General features: G+C 39.2%; 19 protein-coding genes. 18 read left to right on the forward strand and 1 reads right to left on the reverse strand.

Annotated features, from left to right (window positions below; genetic code table 11):
* Nucleotides 1–3 precede the first annotated feature (3 nt).
* The 17 genes from spoIIIAG to H0185_RS06445 all read left to right on the forward strand — a co-directional run bounded on the left by spoIIIAG (nucleotide 4) and on the right by H0185_RS06445 (nucleotide 17,017).
* Nucleotides 4–666, forward strand: coding sequence for a stage III sporulation protein AG (gene spoIIIAG / locus H0185_RS06365; protein WP_221872287.1), 663 nt, complete (start codon nucleotides 4–6; stop codon nucleotides 664–666).
* 3 nt (nucleotides 667–669) lie between these two features.
* A complete protein-coding gene (locus H0185_RS06370; RefSeq protein ID WP_221872289.1) occupies nucleotides 670–1,224 on the forward strand; it encodes a SpoIIIAH-like family protein in 555 nt (184 codons plus the stop codon).
* 443 nt (nucleotides 1,225–1,667) lie between these two features.
* Entirely contained in the window at nucleotides 1,668–2,168 is a 501-nt protein-coding gene (gene accB, locus H0185_RS06375; RefSeq protein WP_221872292.1) for an acetyl-CoA carboxylase biotin carboxyl carrier protein, read from the forward strand.
* Between the two features lie 14 nt (nucleotides 2,169–2,182).
* Nucleotides 2,183–3,538, forward strand: coding sequence for an acetyl-CoA carboxylase biotin carboxylase subunit (gene accC / locus H0185_RS06380; protein ID WP_221872293.1), 1,356 nt, complete (start codon nucleotides 2,183–2,185; stop codon nucleotides 3,536–3,538).
* 17 nt (nucleotides 3,539–3,555) lie between these two features.
* Nucleotides 3,556–3,963: an Asp23/Gls24 family envelope stress response protein gene (locus H0185_RS06385; protein WP_221872295.1), complete on the forward strand. Its 408-nt coding sequence runs from the start codon at nucleotides 3,556–3,558 to the stop codon at nucleotides 3,961–3,963.
* A 381-nt stretch (nucleotides 3,964–4,344) separates the two neighbouring features.
* Nucleotides 4,345–4,734, forward strand: a complete 390-nt coding sequence (gene nusB / locus H0185_RS06390) for a transcription antitermination factor NusB (RefSeq protein ID WP_221872297.1) — start codon at nucleotides 4,345–4,347, stop codon at nucleotides 4,732–4,734.
* 56 nt (nucleotides 4,735–4,790) lie between these two features.
* The gene (gene folD / locus H0185_RS06395; RefSeq protein WP_221872299.1) at nucleotides 4,791–5,663 is read left to right on the forward strand and encodes a bifunctional methylenetetrahydrofolate dehydrogenase/methenyltetrahydrofolate cyclohydrolase FolD; all 873 of its coding nucleotides are present in this window, start codon (nucleotides 4,791–4,793) and stop codon (nucleotides 5,661–5,663) included.
* 169 nt (nucleotides 5,664–5,832) lie between these two features.
* Complete coding sequence (xseA, locus tag H0185_RS06400) at nucleotides 5,833–7,188, forward strand: exodeoxyribonuclease VII large subunit (protein WP_221872301.1); 1,356 nt, start codon at nucleotides 5,833–5,835, stop codon at nucleotides 7,186–7,188.
* Nucleotides 7,181–7,414: an exodeoxyribonuclease VII small subunit gene (locus H0185_RS06405; protein ID WP_221872303.1), complete on the forward strand. Its 234-nt coding sequence runs from the start codon at nucleotides 7,181–7,183 to the stop codon at nucleotides 7,412–7,414. The genes xseA and H0185_RS06405 overlap by 8 nt, the downstream gene beginning before the upstream one ends.
* A 3-nt stretch (nucleotides 7,415–7,417) precedes the next feature.
* Nucleotides 7,418–8,311 carry a polyprenyl synthetase family protein gene (locus H0185_RS06410; protein WP_246629048.1) on the forward strand — a complete coding sequence of 298 codons (894 nt, stop codon included), beginning with the start codon at nucleotides 7,418–7,420 and terminating at the stop codon, nucleotides 8,309–8,311.
* 101 nt (nucleotides 8,312–8,412) lie between these two features.
* Nucleotides 8,413–10,305: a 1-deoxy-D-xylulose-5-phosphate synthase gene (gene dxs, locus H0185_RS06415; protein ID WP_221872305.1), complete on the forward strand. Its 1,893-nt coding sequence runs from the start codon at nucleotides 8,413–8,415 to the stop codon at nucleotides 10,303–10,305.
* A gap of 3 nt (nucleotides 10,306–10,308) precedes the next feature.
* Entirely contained in the window at nucleotides 10,309–11,154 is an 846-nt protein-coding gene (locus tag H0185_RS06420) for a TlyA family RNA methyltransferase (protein WP_221872307.1), read from the forward strand.
* Nucleotides 11,155–11,482: 328 nt separating this feature from the next.
* On the forward strand, nucleotides 11,483–11,932 hold the full coding sequence (gene ahrC / locus H0185_RS06425) for a transcriptional regulator AhrC/ArgR (RefSeq protein ID WP_221872310.1): 450 nt from the start codon (nucleotides 11,483–11,485) through the stop codon (nucleotides 11,930–11,932).
* A gap of 16 nt (nucleotides 11,933–11,948) precedes the next feature.
* Complete coding sequence (recN, locus tag H0185_RS06430) at nucleotides 11,949–13,640, forward strand: DNA repair protein RecN (protein WP_221872312.1); 1,692 nt, start codon at nucleotides 11,949–11,951, stop codon at nucleotides 13,638–13,640.
* Between the two features lie 112 nt (nucleotides 13,641–13,752).
* Nucleotides 13,753–15,051, forward strand: a complete 1,299-nt coding sequence (gene spoIVB, locus H0185_RS06435; RefSeq protein ID WP_425515813.1) for a SpoIVB peptidase — start codon at nucleotides 13,753–13,755, stop codon at nucleotides 15,049–15,051.
* Nucleotides 15,052–15,334: 283 nt separating this feature from the next.
* Nucleotides 15,335–16,147, forward strand: a complete 813-nt coding sequence (gene spo0A / locus H0185_RS06440; protein WP_425515816.1) for a sporulation transcription factor Spo0A — start codon at nucleotides 15,335–15,337, stop codon at nucleotides 16,145–16,147.
* A 132-nt stretch (nucleotides 16,148–16,279) separates the two neighbouring features.
* Entirely contained in the window at nucleotides 16,280–17,017 is a 738-nt protein-coding gene (locus H0185_RS06445) for a glycerophosphodiester phosphodiesterase (RefSeq protein WP_221872318.1), read from the forward strand.
* Here the strand turns inward: H0185_RS06445 and H0185_RS06450 are convergent, their stop codons facing one another.
* Nucleotides 17,018–17,287, reverse strand: coding sequence for a DUF2627 domain-containing protein (locus H0185_RS06450; RefSeq protein ID WP_221872319.1), 270 nt, complete (start codon nucleotides 17,285–17,287; stop codon nucleotides 17,018–17,020).
* Nucleotides 17,288–17,446: 159 nt separating this feature from the next.
* Here H0185_RS06450 and H0185_RS06455 point away from each other — a divergent pair, with 159 nt between their 5' ends.
* Entirely contained in the window at nucleotides 17,447–19,492 is a 2,046-nt protein-coding gene (locus H0185_RS06455; protein ID WP_221872321.1) for a sigma 54-interacting transcriptional regulator, read from the forward strand.
* Nucleotides 19,493–19,549: the final 57 nt, after the last annotated feature.

Genomic DNA, 19,549 nt, shown 5'->3' on the forward strand with positions numbered 1-19,549 from the left:
ACGATGGGCAATAATAAAGGGCCAATAAACTGGATAAAAGATCAGCTGACCAAAAAAGAGGACTCACAAGATAAAAAGGCAGCCAAATACCCCTATTTACTAATTGTCGTTGCATTTGGGGTTGCCATCATGCTGGTCGGCAATTTATTTTCAAGAGATACGACCCAAACAGATGGTATTCCAGCCTTTAATAATAATGCTAGTCAAGAAGATGAGCCGGCTTTCGGACAAAAGAAAACAGCTGAAAACAACATGATTGCCGATTATGAAGATGAATATGAACGAGAGCTAAAAGAGGCTTTGGAGACAATTGCTGGAGTAGATGAGGTCTCGGTAATCGTGAACGTTGATGCAACCGAAAAAAAAGTGTTAGAGAAAAATACCGTTACCCAATCGCAAACAACCGAGGAAACAGATCGAGAGGGTGGGAAACGAGGGGTTGAGGACCTCTCAAAGGACGAACAACTCGTCATCATTCGTGAGGGGGAAAATGAAACTCCAATAGTTCTAGAAACGAAGAAACCTACTATTAGGGGAGTCCTTGTTGTCGCAAAAGGAGCAGAAAATGTACAGGTCCAAAAATGGATTACTGAAGCGGTTACTAGAACACTTGATGTCCCTAGTCACCGGGTTTCAGTGCTACCTAAAAAATCTAAGGGGGATTAACGAATGTTATTAAAGAAACAAACAGTTTGGTTATTAACAATGCTAAGTTTGGTGGTTGTATTATCAGTCTATTATATTACCTCTCCGGAACCTAATCAGGGAAATCTAGCAACCGTTGAGGAACAGGAAGAAAATGCGGTTAATGAAGAGGCTATGGAAGAAGTTAAATCAGAAGATGGAGAAACAATTATCTCTGGTGTTGCTAGTGACGAGCAGTTTGAGGCGCTTCGTTTAGATCTTGAAGATGCCCGAAGTGAAATGAAAGAAGAATATCAAGAAATTGTTGCCTCTACAGATCTTCCTGTAGAACAAAGAAATGATGCTTATGAAAAAATGAAGGAATTAGATAATGTTTCTCAGAAAGAAGGAACCCTTGAAACATTGATCAAAACAATGGGTTATGATGATGCACTAGTAAGAGCAGATGGCGATAAAGTCCGTGTTACCGTTAAAGCGAAAGAACATTCCGCAGCCGAGGCAAACGAAATTATTCAAATGGTTAGAAATGAATTAGGTTCATTACAGGCGGTTGCAGTAACCTTCCAACCTGAAAAATAAAAGGATTAGAAAGGCCGGGTAGTCCAAAACCCCGGCCTTTTTTCTGTGTAATTGCATATGAAATAGACGTTTCCTTAAAGATTGTATAAAAATCATAATGATAGTTTCACATTTCTTCAAGTGAGGTATAAAATAGAAGTAATAGTCTGAATTGTCGTTAAGTAGATAGGATAATCGTACATATTGAATTTTCACATGGTATTATCGTATAGTATTAGTATCTAGTCATAAAACGATAGAGTAAAAGCACAGGAGCCTGTTCCGTTTCTTATTGTAAGGAGCTTGATGCTAGACTTTCTTTTATCTTTCGAGAAAGACTTATGCAGTATGGCTAGATTAAAAGTGAGCACCTATCCTATTTTTAAAAAACGAATTAAATTTACAACGTTTAGACTTTACTTATTACTATTGTCTGCTCAAAAATTAACCAAGGGGTGTGTAAAATGTTAAAAGTACAGGAAATCAGAGAATTAATTAAACTAGTCGATCAATCAAGCATTGATGAATTCAGTTATGAGGTCGAAGGTTCGAAAATTAAAATGAAGAAGAAGAGTGCTGGACAACAGGTAATTGTTGAGCCGGCGAGAGTTGTGACAGAAACACCGGCGCCAATCCAACCTGTTCAAACAGCTCCTGCAGCTCCTGTAGTACAAGTAGATGAGCAAAAACAAACTTCAAAAGAGGAAAATGTTCAGGAAACAAATTTACATAAAATCACTTCTCCAATGGTGGGAACCTTCTATCAATCACCATCACCAGATGCCGATGTTTATGTAAAGCCTGGCTCTAAGGTTAGCAAGGATTCAATTGTATGTATTGTCGAAGCAATGAAACTATTTAATGAAATTGAAGCAGAAGTGAATGGTGAAATTGTCGAGATACTTGTAAAGGACGGACAGCTTGTGGAATATGGCCAGCCTTTATTCCTTGTAAAGCCTGAATAAGGAGGGTAAATGGCATGATAAAAAAACTATTGATTGCGAACCGAGGAGAAATTGCTGTCCGTATCATCCGTGCATGTCGTGAGCTTGGGATTGAATCTGTTGCCGTTTATTCGGAAGCAGATAAAGAATCCCTACATGTACAGTTGGCCGATGAGGCATACTGCATTGGACCAAAAGCATCGAAGGATAGCTATTTAAATTTTACAAACATTGTCAGCGTCGCAAAGTTAACGGATTGTGATGCTATCCATCCTGGTTATGGATTCTTGGCCGAAAATGCTGATTTTGCAGAGCTATGTAGAGAGGTTAACATCATTTTTGTTGGTCCTACTCCAGAAGCAATTCAGAAAATGGGTACGAAGGATGTAGCGCGAGAAACGATGCGTGAAGCGAGTGTTCCGATTGTTCCAGGTTCTAGAGGAATCATAAACAGTCCGGATGAAGCAGTTGAACTAGCGGGTGAAATTGGCTATCCTGTAATCATTAAGGCAACTGCTGGGGGCGGCGGAAAAGGAATTCGTGTTGCCAGGACCGAACAAGAACTTATTAAAGGGATTAATATTACGCAACAGGAAGCAAATACAGCTTTTGGAAACCCAGGAGTCTATATTGAAAAATATATTGAGGACTTCCGACATGTTGAAATTCAAGTGTTGGCCGATAATTATGGGAATACCATTCATCTAGGTGAACGAGATTGTTCCATCCAAAGGAGACTGCAAAAACTACTTGAAGAAACCCCATCTCCAGCTTTGGACGAGGAAATCCGAGAAAAAATGGGAAATGCAGCAGTAAAAGCTGCAAAAGCTGTTGCTTATACAGGCGCTGGCACGGTAGAATTTATATATGATTACCGCAATCGTCAATTTTATTTCATGGAAATGAATACCCGTATCCAAGTGGAGCATCCTGTTACTGAGATGGTAACAGGAGTCGACCTCATTAAGGAGCAGATTAGAGTGGCATCCGGAGAGAGGCTTAGCTTAGAACAAGAAGAAGTTACTTTTAATGGTTGGGCAATCGAATGTCGGATCAATGCTGAAAACCCATCCAAAAATTTTATGCCGTCAGCTGGTAAAATTAAAATGTATCTTCCGCCAGGAGGCCTTGGTGTCCGTGTTGATTCTGCCGCATATCCGGGTTATACAATTCCACCATACTATGATTCGATGATTGCAAAGGTTATCGTTCACGGAAGTACACGTGAGGAAGCGATTAGCCGTATGCGAAGAGCGTTGTCCGAATTTGTCATTGAAGGGATTCATACTACGATTCCTTTCCATTTAAAATTGCTTAGCCATGAGCAATTTGTTGAAGGGCAGTTTAATACGAAGTTTTTAGAAATGTATGATGTGATGTCAGAAGAATAAATTAGGAGGTGCAAGCAATGAGTGAACAGCGTGTACTAGAAATGAGTCAAGGTGATAACAGTCTTGGAAAGGTTGAAATTGCTCCTGAAGTAATTGAAGTCATTGCAGGGATTGCCGCTTCAGAGGTAGAGGGTGTATCACAAATGCGTGGAAGCTTTGCGGCAGGTGTTGTTGAACGTCTTGGTAAAAAAAATCATGGCAAAGGGGTTAGGGTGGAACTTGCAGAGGATGGCATCAAAGTAGATGTTTACTGCTTGATGAAGTTTGGATTATCCATTCCAACCGTTGCTCAAAAGATCCAGGACAATATTCGTCAGGCTCTTTTAAATATGACCGCTCTTGAAGCGTCAGAAGTAAACATTCATGTTGTAGGAATACAATTTGAAAATCAGAAACCTGAGAATGAACTAGAAGTAGATATGTAAAAGGAAGACCAAAGACAGTCTCTCTGTCTTTGGTTTTTTGTTTTCAAATTTATTAATAGTCTTCTGTTAAAGACTTTTTAATAATCCAAAAGCCAATTTTAGCGTAAAAACAGCTAGTTATGTGGTCTTCAATACGTTTGCAGTCTTTTTATAATTGAATTCATTTTATAGGTAATAAATGAACTTGAAATAATCGTCGTTGCTATGCAAGTGCAACAAAGTTCCAGAAAAGAGCCTTGTTAAAAAATTCAGCAAATTGTATTCAAGCTGTTTAAGTTCCTTGATAATAGTAAAAATAATAGAGAAGCCATTCGCATAATGCCAATGGTATGCTATTATCTTGTTAGTGAGCGCTGACACCATAAAGGAGTTTTGAACATAATGAAAAGAAGAACAGCAAGAGAAAAGGCATTACAGGCCTTGTTTCAAATCGATATCAGTAAAGTTGAATCAAGCGAGGCAATTCAACATGTCCTTGAAGATCAACCGAACGATCAGTATTTAACAGGGCTCGTAGAAGGAGTCATTCAATATCAAGAAGAGATTGATCAAATAATCAAAGAGCATTTAGAGAAATGGACGATTGAACGTCTCGCTCATGTGGACAGAAGCATATTGCGTCTAGCCGTGTATGAATTGATGTATTGTAAAGAAGAAGTACCAGCAAATGTTGCTATGGACGAGGCAATTGAAATAGCCAAAATTTATGGGGATGACCAGTCTAGTAGATTTATCAATGGGGTACTATCAAAAGTTAAACAGGCTTTGTAATTGCTCTTCATTCTAACGCTGGTTAGTCCTTTAAGGGAATAAGGGGATGAGTAGACATGACGGCAGAAATCATTAATGGAAAAGAAATTGCAAAAAGAAAAAAACAAGAAATTTTTGTAGAGGTCGAAGAGTTAAAGAAATCGGGAGTAACGCCAGGTTTGGCTGTAATCCTAGTAGGGGATAACCAGGCATCCCAAACCTATGTAAGAAGTAAACAAAAGACCTGTAAGGAACTGGGCATGCACTCAGTCTTGATTGAGTACAATGAGTCTGTTAGTGAAGAAGAACTCCTGAGGAAAATTGAACAGTTAAATATAGACGGTTCGATTCATGGAATTCTTGTTCAGCTTCCTCTTCCAGACCATATTAGTGAAATGAAAGTAATAGAAACCATTTCACCAGAGAAGGATGTTGATGGATTTCATCCTGTAAATATTGGAAGAATGATGATCGGTCAGGAAGCATTTCTCTCGTGTACTCCTTACGGAATTCTCGTTTTACTTAAGGAGTCAGGTATAGAACTTGAAGGAAAGCATGTTGTCGTTGTTGGCCGGAGTAATATTGTTGGAAAGCCTGTTGGTCAATTATTACTTAATGAAAATGCCACAGTTACATATTGTCATTCTAGAACAAAAGGACTTGAAAAATTGACACAGGCAGCTGATATTATCATTGCCGCTGTTGGTAAAGCAGGATTTATAACGAAAGACCATGTAAAGCAAGGTGCGGTTGTCATCGATGTTGGAATAAACCGTAATTCCGAAGGGAAATTATGTGGAGATGTCGCTTTTGATGAGGTCAAGGAAGTGGCAGGCTATCTTACACCTGTACCTGGTGGTGTAGGACCAATGACCATTACGGTGTTAATGTATAATACGTTAAAGTCTGCTAGAGATTCCCTTTCCAAACTCCAGAGAACAAATAGTTAATCATACTGCCTATATCTGGCAAGTTTGTTTACTCCTTTCCACAAGATAGTGACGAATGGGGTTCCAAAACTTATAATAGATATAGGCAGTTTTTTACTGCATGATAAATATTTTACGTGTGAGATATAGGCAACACCAGCCAGCACTTAGCGATAGGCAGGGGTTTTATATGAAAGAACAACATCATTTAACTGTAACAGCATTAACAAAATACATAAAAAGGAAGTTTGATGCTGACCCACATTTGCAGGGGATATATGTAAAAGGTGAGATTTCAAACTTTAAGCAACACTCAAGTGGTCATATGTATTTTACACTTAAGGATGAAAAAGCCCGAATTCTTGCTGTGATGTTTTCGAGCTTTAGTCGATCAATGAAGTTTCGTCCGGAAAACGGAATGAAGGTGTTGATTCAAGGAGATATAACGGTGTATGAGCCGAGTGGTCAATACCAGATATACGTGAAAGAAATGTCACCTGAAGGTATAGGAGATTTATTTTTAGCCTATGAGCAATTAAAGGAACGGCTTGAAAAGGAAGGGCTATTTTCGCAACAATATAAAAAGGCGCTTCCGAAATTTCCTCAAACCGTCGGTGTCATTACTTCGCCAACAGGCGCTGCAATTCGTGATGTCATTACTACGATTAAGCGGAGATACCCGATTGCAAATATCTTGATTTTTCCAGCTCTTGTTCAAGGAGAACAAGGGGCACCCTCCGTTGTGAAATCGATTGAAGCGGCCAATAAAAACCAAGAAATTGATGTGTTAATTGTTGGTCGTGGTGGTGGGTCAATTGAAGAATTATGGACTTTTAATGAAGAGACTGTAGCGAGGGCTATTTTCGCATCAAGCATTCCTATCATCTCTGCGGTCGGGCATGAGACTGATTTTACGATTGCTGATTTTGTAGCAGATATGCGGGCACCAACTCCAACTGCTGCGGCAGAACTTGCCGTTCCACATATAGATGATTTAATGGAAAAAGTCTTGAACCGGCAAGCAAGATTGATCCGTGCAATGAAAGAGAAAGTGTCTGCTCAACAGAATAGATACAATCGATTGAAGAAGTCCTACGCCTTTCGATATCCTCAAAGGCTTTATGAACAAAAACTAGAACAAGTTGACCGCCTAACAGAATCACTTGTACGAAATGCAAGTAAATTGTCTGAAACAAAAGCAGAGCAACACTTACAATTAACAAAAAGACTTGAACGAAGGCATCCTGAAGAACTATTAAAGATTTCAAAGGATAAACACTTACACCTTACGAAAAGACTCGATAGGGCCATGACAGGAATTCTTTCTGAAAAACAAAAAGAATTTACTGCTGTCATTGCAACGCTGGAGGCTCTAAGCCCATTAAAAATTATGGAACGGGGCTATAGTCTTTCGTACTCTGAAGATGGAAAGTTAATTAAAAAGGTTTCACAAGTTAAAAAGGATGATTCCATTCGGGTCCAACTATCAGATGGACAAATCAACTGTATAGTCAGAAACGTGGAGGAGAGTGAAGGAAATGGCTGATGAAAAAGGATTAACATTTGAGGAAGCCATGGAAAAGTTAGAAGTAATTGTTGAAAAGTTAGAAGAAGGTGATGTACCTCTTGAAGAAGCTATTTCTTTTTACAAAGAAGGGATGGAGCTTTCAAAGCTATGTCATAATAAGTTAAAACATGTAGAGGGACAGCTTACGCAAATTCTAACGGATGATGGACAGGTTGTTGACTTCTCCATAAATGAGGAGGAATAAGTTTTGCAAACCGACCTACTCGAAACGTTCATAAGTCGCTATAAACCACTAGTTGAGAGTCGCCTTGGAGATGCTGTTACTCAGTTAGTGGCACCTGAGCCATTAAAAGATTCTATGCTTTATTCTCTTCAAGCGGGTGGAAAACGGATTAGACCGTTGCTCTTGTTTGCCACCTTAAAGGCGTTTGGAATTAAACCTGAATTGGGTGTTGACACGGCGGCTGCCATTGAAATGATACATACATATTCCTTGATCCATGATGATCTACCAAGTATGGATGACGATGACCTTCGTAGAGGAAAGCCAACCAACCATAAAGTTTATGGAGAGGCAACCGCAATTCTTGCTGGTGATGCACTATTAACTTTAGCATTTAAAATGATTGGAAGTATTAGTCCGGACATCGCCGATGCAAACGTAAAGCTCGCTTTAATTAATTCCCTTTCAGAAGCTGCAGGGGCAGAAGGAATGGTCGGGGGTCAGGTAGCTGATATGGAAGGCGAAGGAAAAAAGCTTACTTTAAAGGAACTAGAGTATATCCATATCAATAAAACAGGGCGTTTACTTGCTTACAGTGTATTAGCCGGAGCAGAAATAGCACAAGCGGACCGAAGTGTTAAAGAAAAATTATCAAAATTTGCTCATCATATAGGACTTGCTTTCCAAATAAGGGACGATATCCTAGACCTAGAAGGTACCGAAGAGGTTGTTGGAAAGCCGATAGGTAGTGACACCGGAAATGATAAAAATACCTATCCATCGCTACTATCACTTGATGGAGCAAAGAAAGCATTAACCGAACATATAGAGCTGGCGAAACAGTCGCTAACAACTACTGAATTGGATACAACTCTTCTAGAACAAATAACCGACCTTATCGGGCTAAGGAACTCATAAATAGGGAAGGCATTGAGCCACAAGGTTGATTATGCTATAATCCATCCTGATTACCTAAATGAACGTGCTATTAAGTCAGAAATGAAAGTGAGTGATCCGGAATGGATCTTTTATCAATAAAAGACCCTTCGTTCTTAAAAAATCTCTCCATCAAAGAGTTGGAATCACTAAGTAAAGATATCAGAACATTTTTAATTGAAAAGCTGTCTACAACCGGTGGCCATATTGGGCCTAATCTAGGTGTTGTTGAACTTACCATTGCCTTGCATAAATGCTTTGATAGTCCAAAGGATAAACTTATTTGGGATGTAGGACATCAGTCTTATGTGCATAAAATCCTTACTGGACGGGCTTGTCAATTTGATACTTTACGCAAGTATAAAGGCCTTTGTGGCTTTCCAAAGATGATAGAAAGTGAACATGATGTTTGGGAAACTGGACACAGTTCAACTTCTCTTTCTGCTGGGATGGGGATGGCTGTAGCTAGGAACCTAAAGGGAGAAAAATCGCATATTGTTCCGATTATTGGTGATGGTGCTCTAACAGGTGGAATGGCCCTAGAGGCTTTAAACCATATCGGACATGAAAAAGAAAAAATGATCGTTATTTTAAATGATAATGAAATGTCGATTGCCCCGAATGTTGGAGCAATCCATAATGTCTTAGGTCGTATGAGAACAGCAGGGAAGTATAATAAGGCTAAGGATGAACTTGAATTGCTCTTGAAAAAGATTCCTGCAGTCGGGAATCAACTTGCGGGCACTGCAGAGAGAATTAAAGACACGTTTAAGTATATGTTAGTCCCAGGAATGTTTTTTGAAGAGCTTGGATTTACTTATTTGGGTCCTGTAGATGGCCATAATTATGAAGATTTGCTAGAAAACTTAGCGTATGCTAAAAAATATGATGGTCCCGTATTACTTCATGTCCTAACGAAAAAAGGGAAGGGGTACCGTCCTGCTGAAAATGATAAAATTGGGACCTGGCATGGAACTGGCCCGTATAAAACTGAAACCGGTGATTTTGTAAAATCCGCTAACACTGCACCAGCATGGAGTTCCTTAGTAAGTGAGACTGTCCGAAGAGTGGCGAGGGAAGATAACCGAGTGGTTGCCATTACTCCGGCGATGCCTGTAGGTTCTAAATTGGAAGGATTTGCAAAAGAGTTTCCAGACCGCATGTTTGATGTCGGGATTGCCGAACAGCATGCAGCAACCTTTGCTGCAGGTCTTGCCACACAAAAAATGAAACCATTCTTAGCGATTTATTCGACATTCCTGCAGCGGGCCTATGATCAGGTTGTCCATGATATATGCCGTCAAAACTTAAATGTTTTTATAGGAATCGACCGTGCGGGTCTGGTTGGTGCTGACGGTGAGACCCATCAAGGGGTCTTTGATATAGCCTTCCTAAGAAACCTTCCGAATCTTGTTCTAATGATGCCGAAGGATGAGAATGAAGGACAGCATCTGGTTCATACAGCTTTAAAATACGATGATGGACCAATCGCTCTTCGTTTTCCACGTGGAAACGGCCTAGGTGTTCCATTGGATAAAGAGTTAAAAGAAATCCCTATTGGAACATGGGAAGAACTTAAAGATGGGGAAGATGCGGCGATCCTAACCTTTGGGACAACAATTCCAATGGCGTTAGAAGCGGCAGAGCAGTTAGAGAAAAAAGGGACATCTGTAAAGGTGATTAATTGTCGCTTTTTGAAACCGTTAGATCTTCCAATGCTTACTAATTTACTGGAAAGAAAAATGCCAATATTAACAGTTGAAGAGGCTATGCTTCAAGGTGGATTCGGTAGTTTTATTATCGAAACGACAAATGAACTAGGGTTCCATGAAGCGCGAATTGACCGGATTGGCATTCCAGATAAATTTATTGAACATGGAAATGTAGATGAACTCCTAGAAGAAATTAATCTGACGACAAAAGCTGTCGTTGAAAAAGTGACAAAGCTTGCTAGGCAAAAAGAAAAAAGGGCGTAAGGAATGAAAATTAGAAAAGAACGTTTAGATGTGCTGCTTGTAGAAAGAGGTCTTGTGGAGACGCGGGAAAAGGCAAAACGAGCCATTATGGCAGGGCTTGTCTTTTCAAACGAGGAGCGTTTGGAGAAGGCGGGAGAAAAAGTAAATGCCGATATCCCACTAACTGTAAAAGGGAATGTTCTTCCTTATGTTAGTAGAGGAGGTCTGAAGCTAGAAAAGGCCTTAAAGGTCTTTGATCTTGATGTGAAAGATAAGATTATGTTAGATATTGGTTCCTCTACTGGCGGCTTTACAGATTGCGCTCTACAGAATGGGGCAAAGCTGTCGTACGCTTTGGATGTAGGTTATAATCAACTTGCATGGAAGTTACGGCAGGACGATCGAGTGGTGGTTATGGAGCGAACAAATTTCCGCTATGTGACAGCATCCGATTTGACTTATGGCATGCCAGAGTTCGCAACGATTGATGTTAGTTTTATTTCCTTAAAATTAATATTGCCAGTACTAAAAAACCTGCTAGTTCCTGGTAGTAGTGTTGTTGCCTTGGTAAAACCACAATTTGAGGCTGGTCGGGACCAAGTAGGAAAAAAAGGGATTGTGAGGGACCCTAAAGTCCATCTGTCTGTGCTAGAAAATACTATTGAACTTTCATTGAAATCCGGTTTTAATGTTAAAGATTTATCCTTTTCCCCTATAACGGGTGGGGATGGGAACATAGAATTTTTGCTTCATTTAAGCCTGAAATCGACTGAAGGACCGGGAGACCAACTACTAGCCTTGGAACCTTCGCAGGTTGTTGCCCAAGCACATAGTGAACTGAAAACAAAACGAACAGAAGAACAGGACTAGCCTGTTTTAAGATTGTCGAGAAACTTTTTCTCGGCAATTTTTATTTTGGAAAGAATCTTGTGTGGAATTTGCAGACGACGTATTTAATTTGGGCCGAAGATAATCGGGGGAGGTTCTAAAGTCCTACGGTTCTCCGACAGGCAGCCCCTGTGAAAACCGAAGTGCATGGAAAGAGATTCGTTCACATGTTACATATCAAGGGACAAAAAGATTAAACTGTAGTTGACTTTGTAGAATGACAACGAATGATGATTGTACATTGTCGGAAAATCAGCTAACATAGGAAGTAGTTTATTATTATGTTTTCGTATTACTAGAGGTGATATTGATGAATAAAGGACAGCGTCATATTAAAATTCGTGAACTAATTGCGAATGAAGATATTGAAACTCAAGACGAGCTAGTTGACCGTCTAAAGCAGGATGGGTTCAATGTTACACAAGCAACAGTATCACGAGATATAAAAGAATTACATTTAGTGAAAGTGCCTCTCATTGATGGAAGATACAAGTATAGTCTTCCAGCAGATCAAAGATTTAATCCACTTCAAAAATTAAAACGATCTTTAATGGATGCATTTGTTCGGATAGATAATGCTTCAAATCAATTAGTGATGAAAACCATGCCAGGGAATGCGAATGCGATTGGAGCTTTAATCGATAAACTTGATTGGGAAGAAATACTCGGTACGATTTGCGGTGACGACACAATCCTGATTATCTGTCGAACGAACGAAGATACAGAAATAATAAAAAATCGTTTTCTCGAGATGCTTTAAGAAGAGGTGACATGGTTTGCTAAGCGAATTATCAATTAGAAATTTTGCTATTATCGAGTCCCTCTCTGTTTCTTTTCAAAAGGGATTAACGGTTTTGACAGGAGAAACTGGTGCAGGGAAGTCAATCATTATTGACGCAGTCCACCTTCTCGTGGGAGGACGTGGTTCAGCGGAGTTTGTTCGTCATGGTGAAGATAAAGCTGAAATAGAAGGCTTATTTTTTCTTGATTCTGAAACCCACCCTTGCTATGCCAAAGGAAAGGAATTTGGGATTGAAGTTGAAGATGGAATGATTGTTTTGCGTCGAGATATTTCTAAAAACGGAAAGAGTATCTGTAGAGTGAACGGGAAGTTAGTGACAATCGCTATACTGCGTGAAATTGGCTCAACGCTAATTGATATTCATGGTCAGCATGAACACCAGGAACTAATGGATGAAACAAAACATATCAATTTGTTAGATCAATTTGGTGCTAAGGATATTTATCCAGCTTTATCCGAATATCAAGCGGTTTTTAAGTCTTATGAACACACGCTGAAAAAGTTAAAAAACCTTAGTGAAAATGAGCAACAAATTGCTCATCGTCTGGATTTAATTCAATTTCAATATGAGGAGATTCAGTCTGCAGAATTAAAGTTGAATGAGGATGAAGAATTAACAGAAGAAAAGAGAAAACTGAATAACTTCGAAAAAATCTTTGAAAGTATTCAATCAGGCTATACTGCATTAAAAGGAGATCAAAGAGGTCTTGATTGGATTGGGATGGTTATGGATCATCTTGAAAATGCGGCTGATATTAATCCAGAGTATAAGGAATTACATGAGTCTGTTACCAATTGTTTCTATATTCTTGAGGATGCAGCTAGGGTATTAAGCAGTGAATTGGATATACTAGAATTTGATCCTCAACGATTAAACGATATTGAGGACAGACTGACTGAAATAAATCAGTTAAAGCGGAAGTATGGACAAACCATTTCCGATATCTTGGAATATGCAGCACGAATTGAGGGGGAAATTGAAACCCTTCAAAATAAAGAAGTTCACATTGGCCAGATGGAAAAAGAACTAGCTTCTTTTAAAAAGGATTTAGAAATAGAAGCCTTAAATCTTCACAAAGCAAGGGCGATGTGGGCGAAAGAACTAACCAGCCTTATCCATCAGGAATTAAAAGAGCTCTATATGGGTAAGACTGTTTTTGAAGTGAAAATTGAAAACCATGGGAATCAATTTATGAGAAATGGTGGGGACAAGATAGAATTTTATATCTCCACAAACCCTGGTGAGCCATTAAAACCATTGTCTAAAATTGCCTCTGGTGGGGAATTATCGAGGATTATGTTGGCGTTAAAAAGCATTTTTTCAAAACATCAGGGAGTCACTTCGATTATTTTCGATGAAGTGGACACAGGTGTAAGTGGAAGAGTTGCCCAAGCAATTGCAGAAAAAATTTATAAAGTGGCAAAAAATTCGCAGGTTTTATGTATTTCGCATTTGCCTCAAGTGGCCGCGATGTCGGATACACATCTTTATATAAATAAGGAAATTCAGGATGGGCGTACTAGGACTTCTGTGGCACCTCTGACAGATTTAGAAAAAATTCGTGAAATTGGCAGGATGATTTCTGGTGTTGAAATCACCGATTTAACAAGGCAACATGCAGAAGAATTGCTTAATATGGCTCAATACATGAAGACCGCAAAATGAAAGCTATCAATTATTGGATAGCTTTTTTATTTTCTTCCGGTTATAAATGATAGGCGTCAAGGCAAAATTAAAACTGTAGCCATAAGATGTGTGTGAACTAGAAGCGAGGAGAGTGAAAAGATTGAAAAAAGAATTTCTCAGAAGAGTTATTGGTGGAATTCTCCTTGTTTCATTAATTGTTATGGGTTTTTCGAAACCTGTACAGGATTACATCTCAATCCCTAAGGAAATTACTTTATTTGAAGGTCAGGAGTTCGCTCTTACCAACTCCCTCCCCGCCTCAGCAAGTGTTGATTCAAATAGTAAACAAATTAATACGGAGCAGGATAATGATTCAGTTTCAGTCAAAGCAGGAGATCCAGGTAAAGATGAATTGGTACTTGAACTTGCAGGTCTGCCAATAAAAAAGGTGGATGTTAATGTATTAAAGGATTTCAAGGTAATGCCTGGGGGACAATCAATTGGTGTTAAACTGAATACAGTAGGCGTTCTTGTAGTAGGACATCATCAGGTACAAACGATTGAAGGAAAAGTATCACCTGGTGAAACCGCAGGAATTGAAGTCGGTGACATCATTACCGAAATAAATGGAAAGCGAATTGAAAAAATGGCCGATGTTGGTCCGTTTGTTCAAGAAGCAGGGAAAACCGGCAAGCCAATGAAAGTTGTGATCAAGAGAGAAACAAAAAAAATTGAGACTACCCTAGAACCAAAAAAGGATGAACATGAGAATACGTATAAGCTTGGGCTTTACATTCGTGATTCTGCTGCAGGAATTGGGACAATGACGTTCTACCACCCTGATTCACACAAATATGGAGCATTGGGACATGTTATTTCCGATATGGACACAAAAAAGCCAATCGTTGTTGAAGATGGACAAATTGTTCGTTCAACGGTGACTTCTATTGAAAAAGGTGCAAATGGAGATCCAGGTGAAAAACTTGCTCGGTTTTCATCTGATCGCAAAGTAATTGGAAACATTACACGAAATAGCCCTTATGGGATATTTGGGGAACTGAATGAAGGTATTCAGAATGGTATCCTTGATAAACCGATGCCAATCGCTCTTTCACATCAAGTGAAGGAAGGCCCTGCGCAAATTTTAACAGTAGTTGAAAACGATAAAGTGAACCTTTTTGACATAGAAATTGTAAGCACGATTCCGCAAAAATTTCCTGCTACTAAGGGAATGGTTATTAAAGTAACGGACCCTAAGCTTTTAGCTAAAACAGGGGGCATTGTTCAAGGGATGAGCGGTAGCCCAATTATCCAAGATGGAAAAGTTATTGGGGCTGTCACCCATGTATTCGTTAACGACCCAACAAGTGGATACGGGGTACACATTGAATGGATGCTGAATGAAGCAGGAATTAATATTTATGAAAAACCTCGTGAAAATGCGAGTTAAAGTGATAAAAGATAGTGACTAAGTAAGCAGAAACAGGTAAAATAAACATGGGTTAAGCGCCTTGTCCTAATGGGGCAGGGCGCTTTTTATGGGAAAAGGAAAGATTATTCGACAAAATCACGTTGAATCATTTGTCAATAAGCGAAATAAGTCGAAATAAAGAGTAAATAAGAGCATATGCTAGAAAAACTTCCTTTTTTAAGAAAATATAAAAAATAAAAGGATTTCCTGTTGCATTGTCGAATTAGTCATTTAGAATAGTTAATAGGACAGACGAGAGAACATTTGGGACAGAGGAGGAACCTTGGAAGTGAATAAAATAAAAGTTTGCGTCGTAGACGATAATCGGGAATTAGTAGGACTGTTGGAAGAGTACATTTCTTCCCAAGAGGATATGGAAGTTGTGGGTGTAGCTCATAATGGGCAGGATTGCCTAGAAATGCTGGGTGATGCGGACCCTGATGTTTTGCTTTTAGATATCATTATGCCTCATCTTGATGGTTTAGCAGTTCTTGAAAAGCTTCGTGAGATGGGTAGAAACAATTTACATGTTATTATGCTAACTGCTTTTGGGCAGGAAGATGTTACGAAAAACGCTGTAGAACTTGGTGCATCGTATTTTATTTTAAAGCCATTTGATATGGAAAATCTAGGGAACCATATTCGTCAGGTTAGCGGTAAAGCAAAAGGGGCTTCGCGTAAGCCACTAACTAGCTATAAAGCAGCACCAGAGCAAAAACCGAAAAATTTGGATGCGAGCATTACAAGCATTATTCATGAGATAGGTGTTCCGGCACATATTAAAGGGTACCTATATTTACGAGAAGCAATTTCTATGGTTTTTAATGATATTGAGTTACTTGGTTCAATCACAAAGGTTTTATATCCTGACATTGCGAAAAAGTACAATACAACGGCTAGTCGTGTTGAGCGCGCAATTCGTCATGCGATTGAGGTGGCATGGAGTAGAGGGAATATCGAATCGATTTCTTCTTTATTCGGATATACGGTTAGTATGTCAAAAGCAAAACCAACCAATAGCGAATTCATTGCAATGGTTGCAGATAAACTTCGCTTAGAGCATAAGGCTTCCTGAGAGGGCAAGGAATAAATTAAAATCATTTTCCGTATGATGGAATTATAAGAAACATCCTTCTCTAATTAGCTATAGAAGGATGTTTCTTTGTTTTCCTTAGCTTTTGGATAACTCTTTTAAGGATGTGGTTTTTTGACGCTTATTCTAGCCCATCGTGGGTATTCTTCCCTCTATCCAGAAAACACTATGCTTGCTTTTGTGGAGGCAGAAAAAGTGGGAGCGGATGGATTGGAACTAGACGTACAGATGACAAGAGATGGAGAACTAGTGGTAATCCATGATGAAAAGGTAAATCGAACAACAGATGGGAAGGGGTTTGTTAAAGACTTCACTGCACAGGAAATAAGGAAGCTTGATGCTGGGCATCAGAATAAATCATTATCCAAGAAAGAAAAAATTCCATTATTAAAAGAGGTTTTTGAATGGCTAATGGGAAATTCAATGGTGTGCAATGTTGAGTTTAAAAATGGCTTATTTCCGTATAAAGGGATGGAAGAGAAAGTAATCGCTCTTGTTAGGCACTATCAGCTTGAAAGTCGAATTATTTTCTCTTCTTTTAATCATTACAGTGTGGTTCACACGACGAGCTTAGCACCTGAAATTGAAACAGCTCCATTATTAGCAGAAGGTCTTTATATGCCATGGATCTATGCAAAATCAATCCGCTCTAGTGGTTTTCACCCGCATTATCGTGCCGCACCAGACCAAATTATTAAACAGGCAATAGATTCAGGTATTGCCGTTCGGCCTTATACAGTGAATAAAGAAACGGAAATGGAGAGGCTAATAAAAGTGGGGTGCTCCGCAATGATTACAGATGATCCATTAAAGGGGGTACAAATAAGACTGGAAATAATGAAAAGGTCGTGACTATTCGTCACGACCTTTTGTTGTGTCCGTTCCTGTTGGAATTCGAAATCTTGCTTGTACTTTATTCCTTTTTCGGTCACGCCGTAAGATGAACCCAGCGATAAAAGCTAGTCCAGCTAAAAATAGGAAGAGTCCAATTAAAAATTGGAGCCACAGAAGGGAAAAGGGGGGGTGTAAAATGCCAAACACCATATCCCGCATAAGTTTAACCCCGTAGGCTGCGAGTGCCCCAGGTATTATCATTATAATAAGTGCAATAATTCTGACCATAGTAATTCCCTTCAATTAAAGTATTACCTTCAAAAGTATCATAAAACATTGAAGAAATTTGTCAAGGGATTGAAATAGGAATAGAATGGTTGTGTGCAGAATATTGCACGTGTATATGTGCGTGTGTGCAAAATTATTCTCAGTATAGGGGGAGAGAATATGCAGAAGATTTTAATTGTAGGTGCAGGGAAAGGTGGTCTTGCGATATTAGGAATGTTACAGCAGACCTCTCAAATAATTGCTGTCATTGATCGTAACGCCAATGCCCCGGGTATAAGACGTGCGAAAGAATTGGGGATTCCAACTGGGGCAAATTGGCAAGACTTTTTAACAGATACGATTGACTTAGTAATAGAGGTCACTGGGGATATCGAAGTATTCAAGAGTATAAATGAAGCTCGAGGAAAAGATACCATTGTTGTGCCTGGTGGTGTTGCCTATATGATTTCTACTTTAATGGAAGAAAGGGAAGAGTTGATTCACCAACTTAAAAATGAAACCTATAAGCATGACCTTATCTTTAACTCAAGTGGCGATGGAATGATTGTGGTGAATGCAGCTGCAGAGGTTACTCTTTTTAACCGAAGTGCTGCGAAAATAATTGGTATATCCCCAGAGGAGGTCATCGGTAAACATATACATGATGTGATTCCTAGTAGCCGTCTCCCCTACATCATGAAAACGAAAAGAATCGAAACCAACCAGGAATTAACTTTAGAGAATGAACTAAAAGTAATTACTACCCGTATTCCGATGATTGATGAAAAAGCCCGTGTAATTGGTGCGTTTGCTGTATTTAAAGAAATCACGGAAGTTGTTCGACTTGCTGGAGAAATCACGAATTTAAAAGAAATTCAAACGATGCTAGAAGCAATCATTCAATCAAGTGATGAGGCAATTTCAGTTGTGGATGAGAATGGCAGGGGAATTATGATAAACCGTGCTTATAGTCGAATTACTGGATTGACCGAAGAGGAAGTGATTGGGAAGCCTGCTACAGCCGATATATATGAGGGTGAAAGCATGCACATGAAGGTCCTTGAAACAAGAAGACCTGTTCGAGGTGTGGCGATGCGGGTCGGCCCAAACCGAAAAGAAGTAATTGTTAATGTAGCACCAATCATTGTTGATGGAAAACTAAAAGGAAGTGTCGGGGTAATCCATGACATGTCCGAAATTCAAAGCTTGAACCGTGAGTTAATAAAGGCAAGACAAATCATTCGAACCCTAGAGGCGAAATATACATTTGAAGATATTATTGGGAATTCAGAAGAAATGAACCTTGCGATAGAACAAGCACGCCTTGGTGCGAAAACACCGGCTACTGTCCTTCTTAGAGGAGAATCAGGAACAGGTAAGGAGCTTTTCGCTCATGCTATACATAATGAAAGTGATCGTAAGTTTAATAAATTTATTAGAGTTAACTGTGCGGCTATTACTGAATCTCTCCTTGAAAGTGAATTATTTGGCTATGAAGAAGGAGCTTTTTCAGGGGCAAAACGTGGCGGGAAACGGGGATTTTTTGAAGAAGCAAATAACGGTAGTATTTTTTTAGATGAAATCGGGGAACTTCCTGCGAATACACAAGCGAAGCTACTCCGTGTTCTACAGGAAAAAGAAATTGTTCGAGTTGGGGGAACGAAAGCGATTCCGATTAATGTCCGTGTAATTGCAGCGACGAATATAAATTTAGAAAAGGCAATCGCGAATGGAACATTTAGAGAGGATTTGTATTATCGACTAAATCGAATGCCAATCCATATTCCGCCACTACGGATGAGAAAAGAGGATATCCCCCTTTTATGTGACCGGCTTATTCATAAAATCAACCAAGATTATGGAAGAAATATTGAGAAGGTCTCACCTAGTGCGACTCGGAAATTATTAAGTTATAGCTGGCCAGGGAATGTTCGGGAATTAGAAAATGTTTTAGGGAGAGCGATTATTTTTATGAACTACCATGAGCTTGAAATTCAAGAATACCACCTCCCTGAATTTGTTGGAGGACAAATAGAAATCAATCAAGCTGCTTCGACGGATTCCATTCAGGTGGAAACACTTGCGAACCAATTGCACGAATATGAAATGAATATTATTAAGGATACGTTGGGAAAGGTGAATGGCAATAAAACACTGGCCGCAAAGTGCCTGGGTATCTCTGTGAGAAGTCTATATTACAAATTAGAAAAGTTTGGGTATGAATAATGTGGCATGCAAATTATTGCACACCGAGAAAGAACTTGCAGGAATTTACTCTTTTAG

It is taken from the genome of Mesobacillus maritimus, assembly GCF_019749255.1.
Taxonomy (GTDB): domain Bacteria; phylum Bacillota; class Bacilli; order Bacillales; family Cytobacillaceae; genus Mesobacillus_B; species Mesobacillus_B maritimus_A.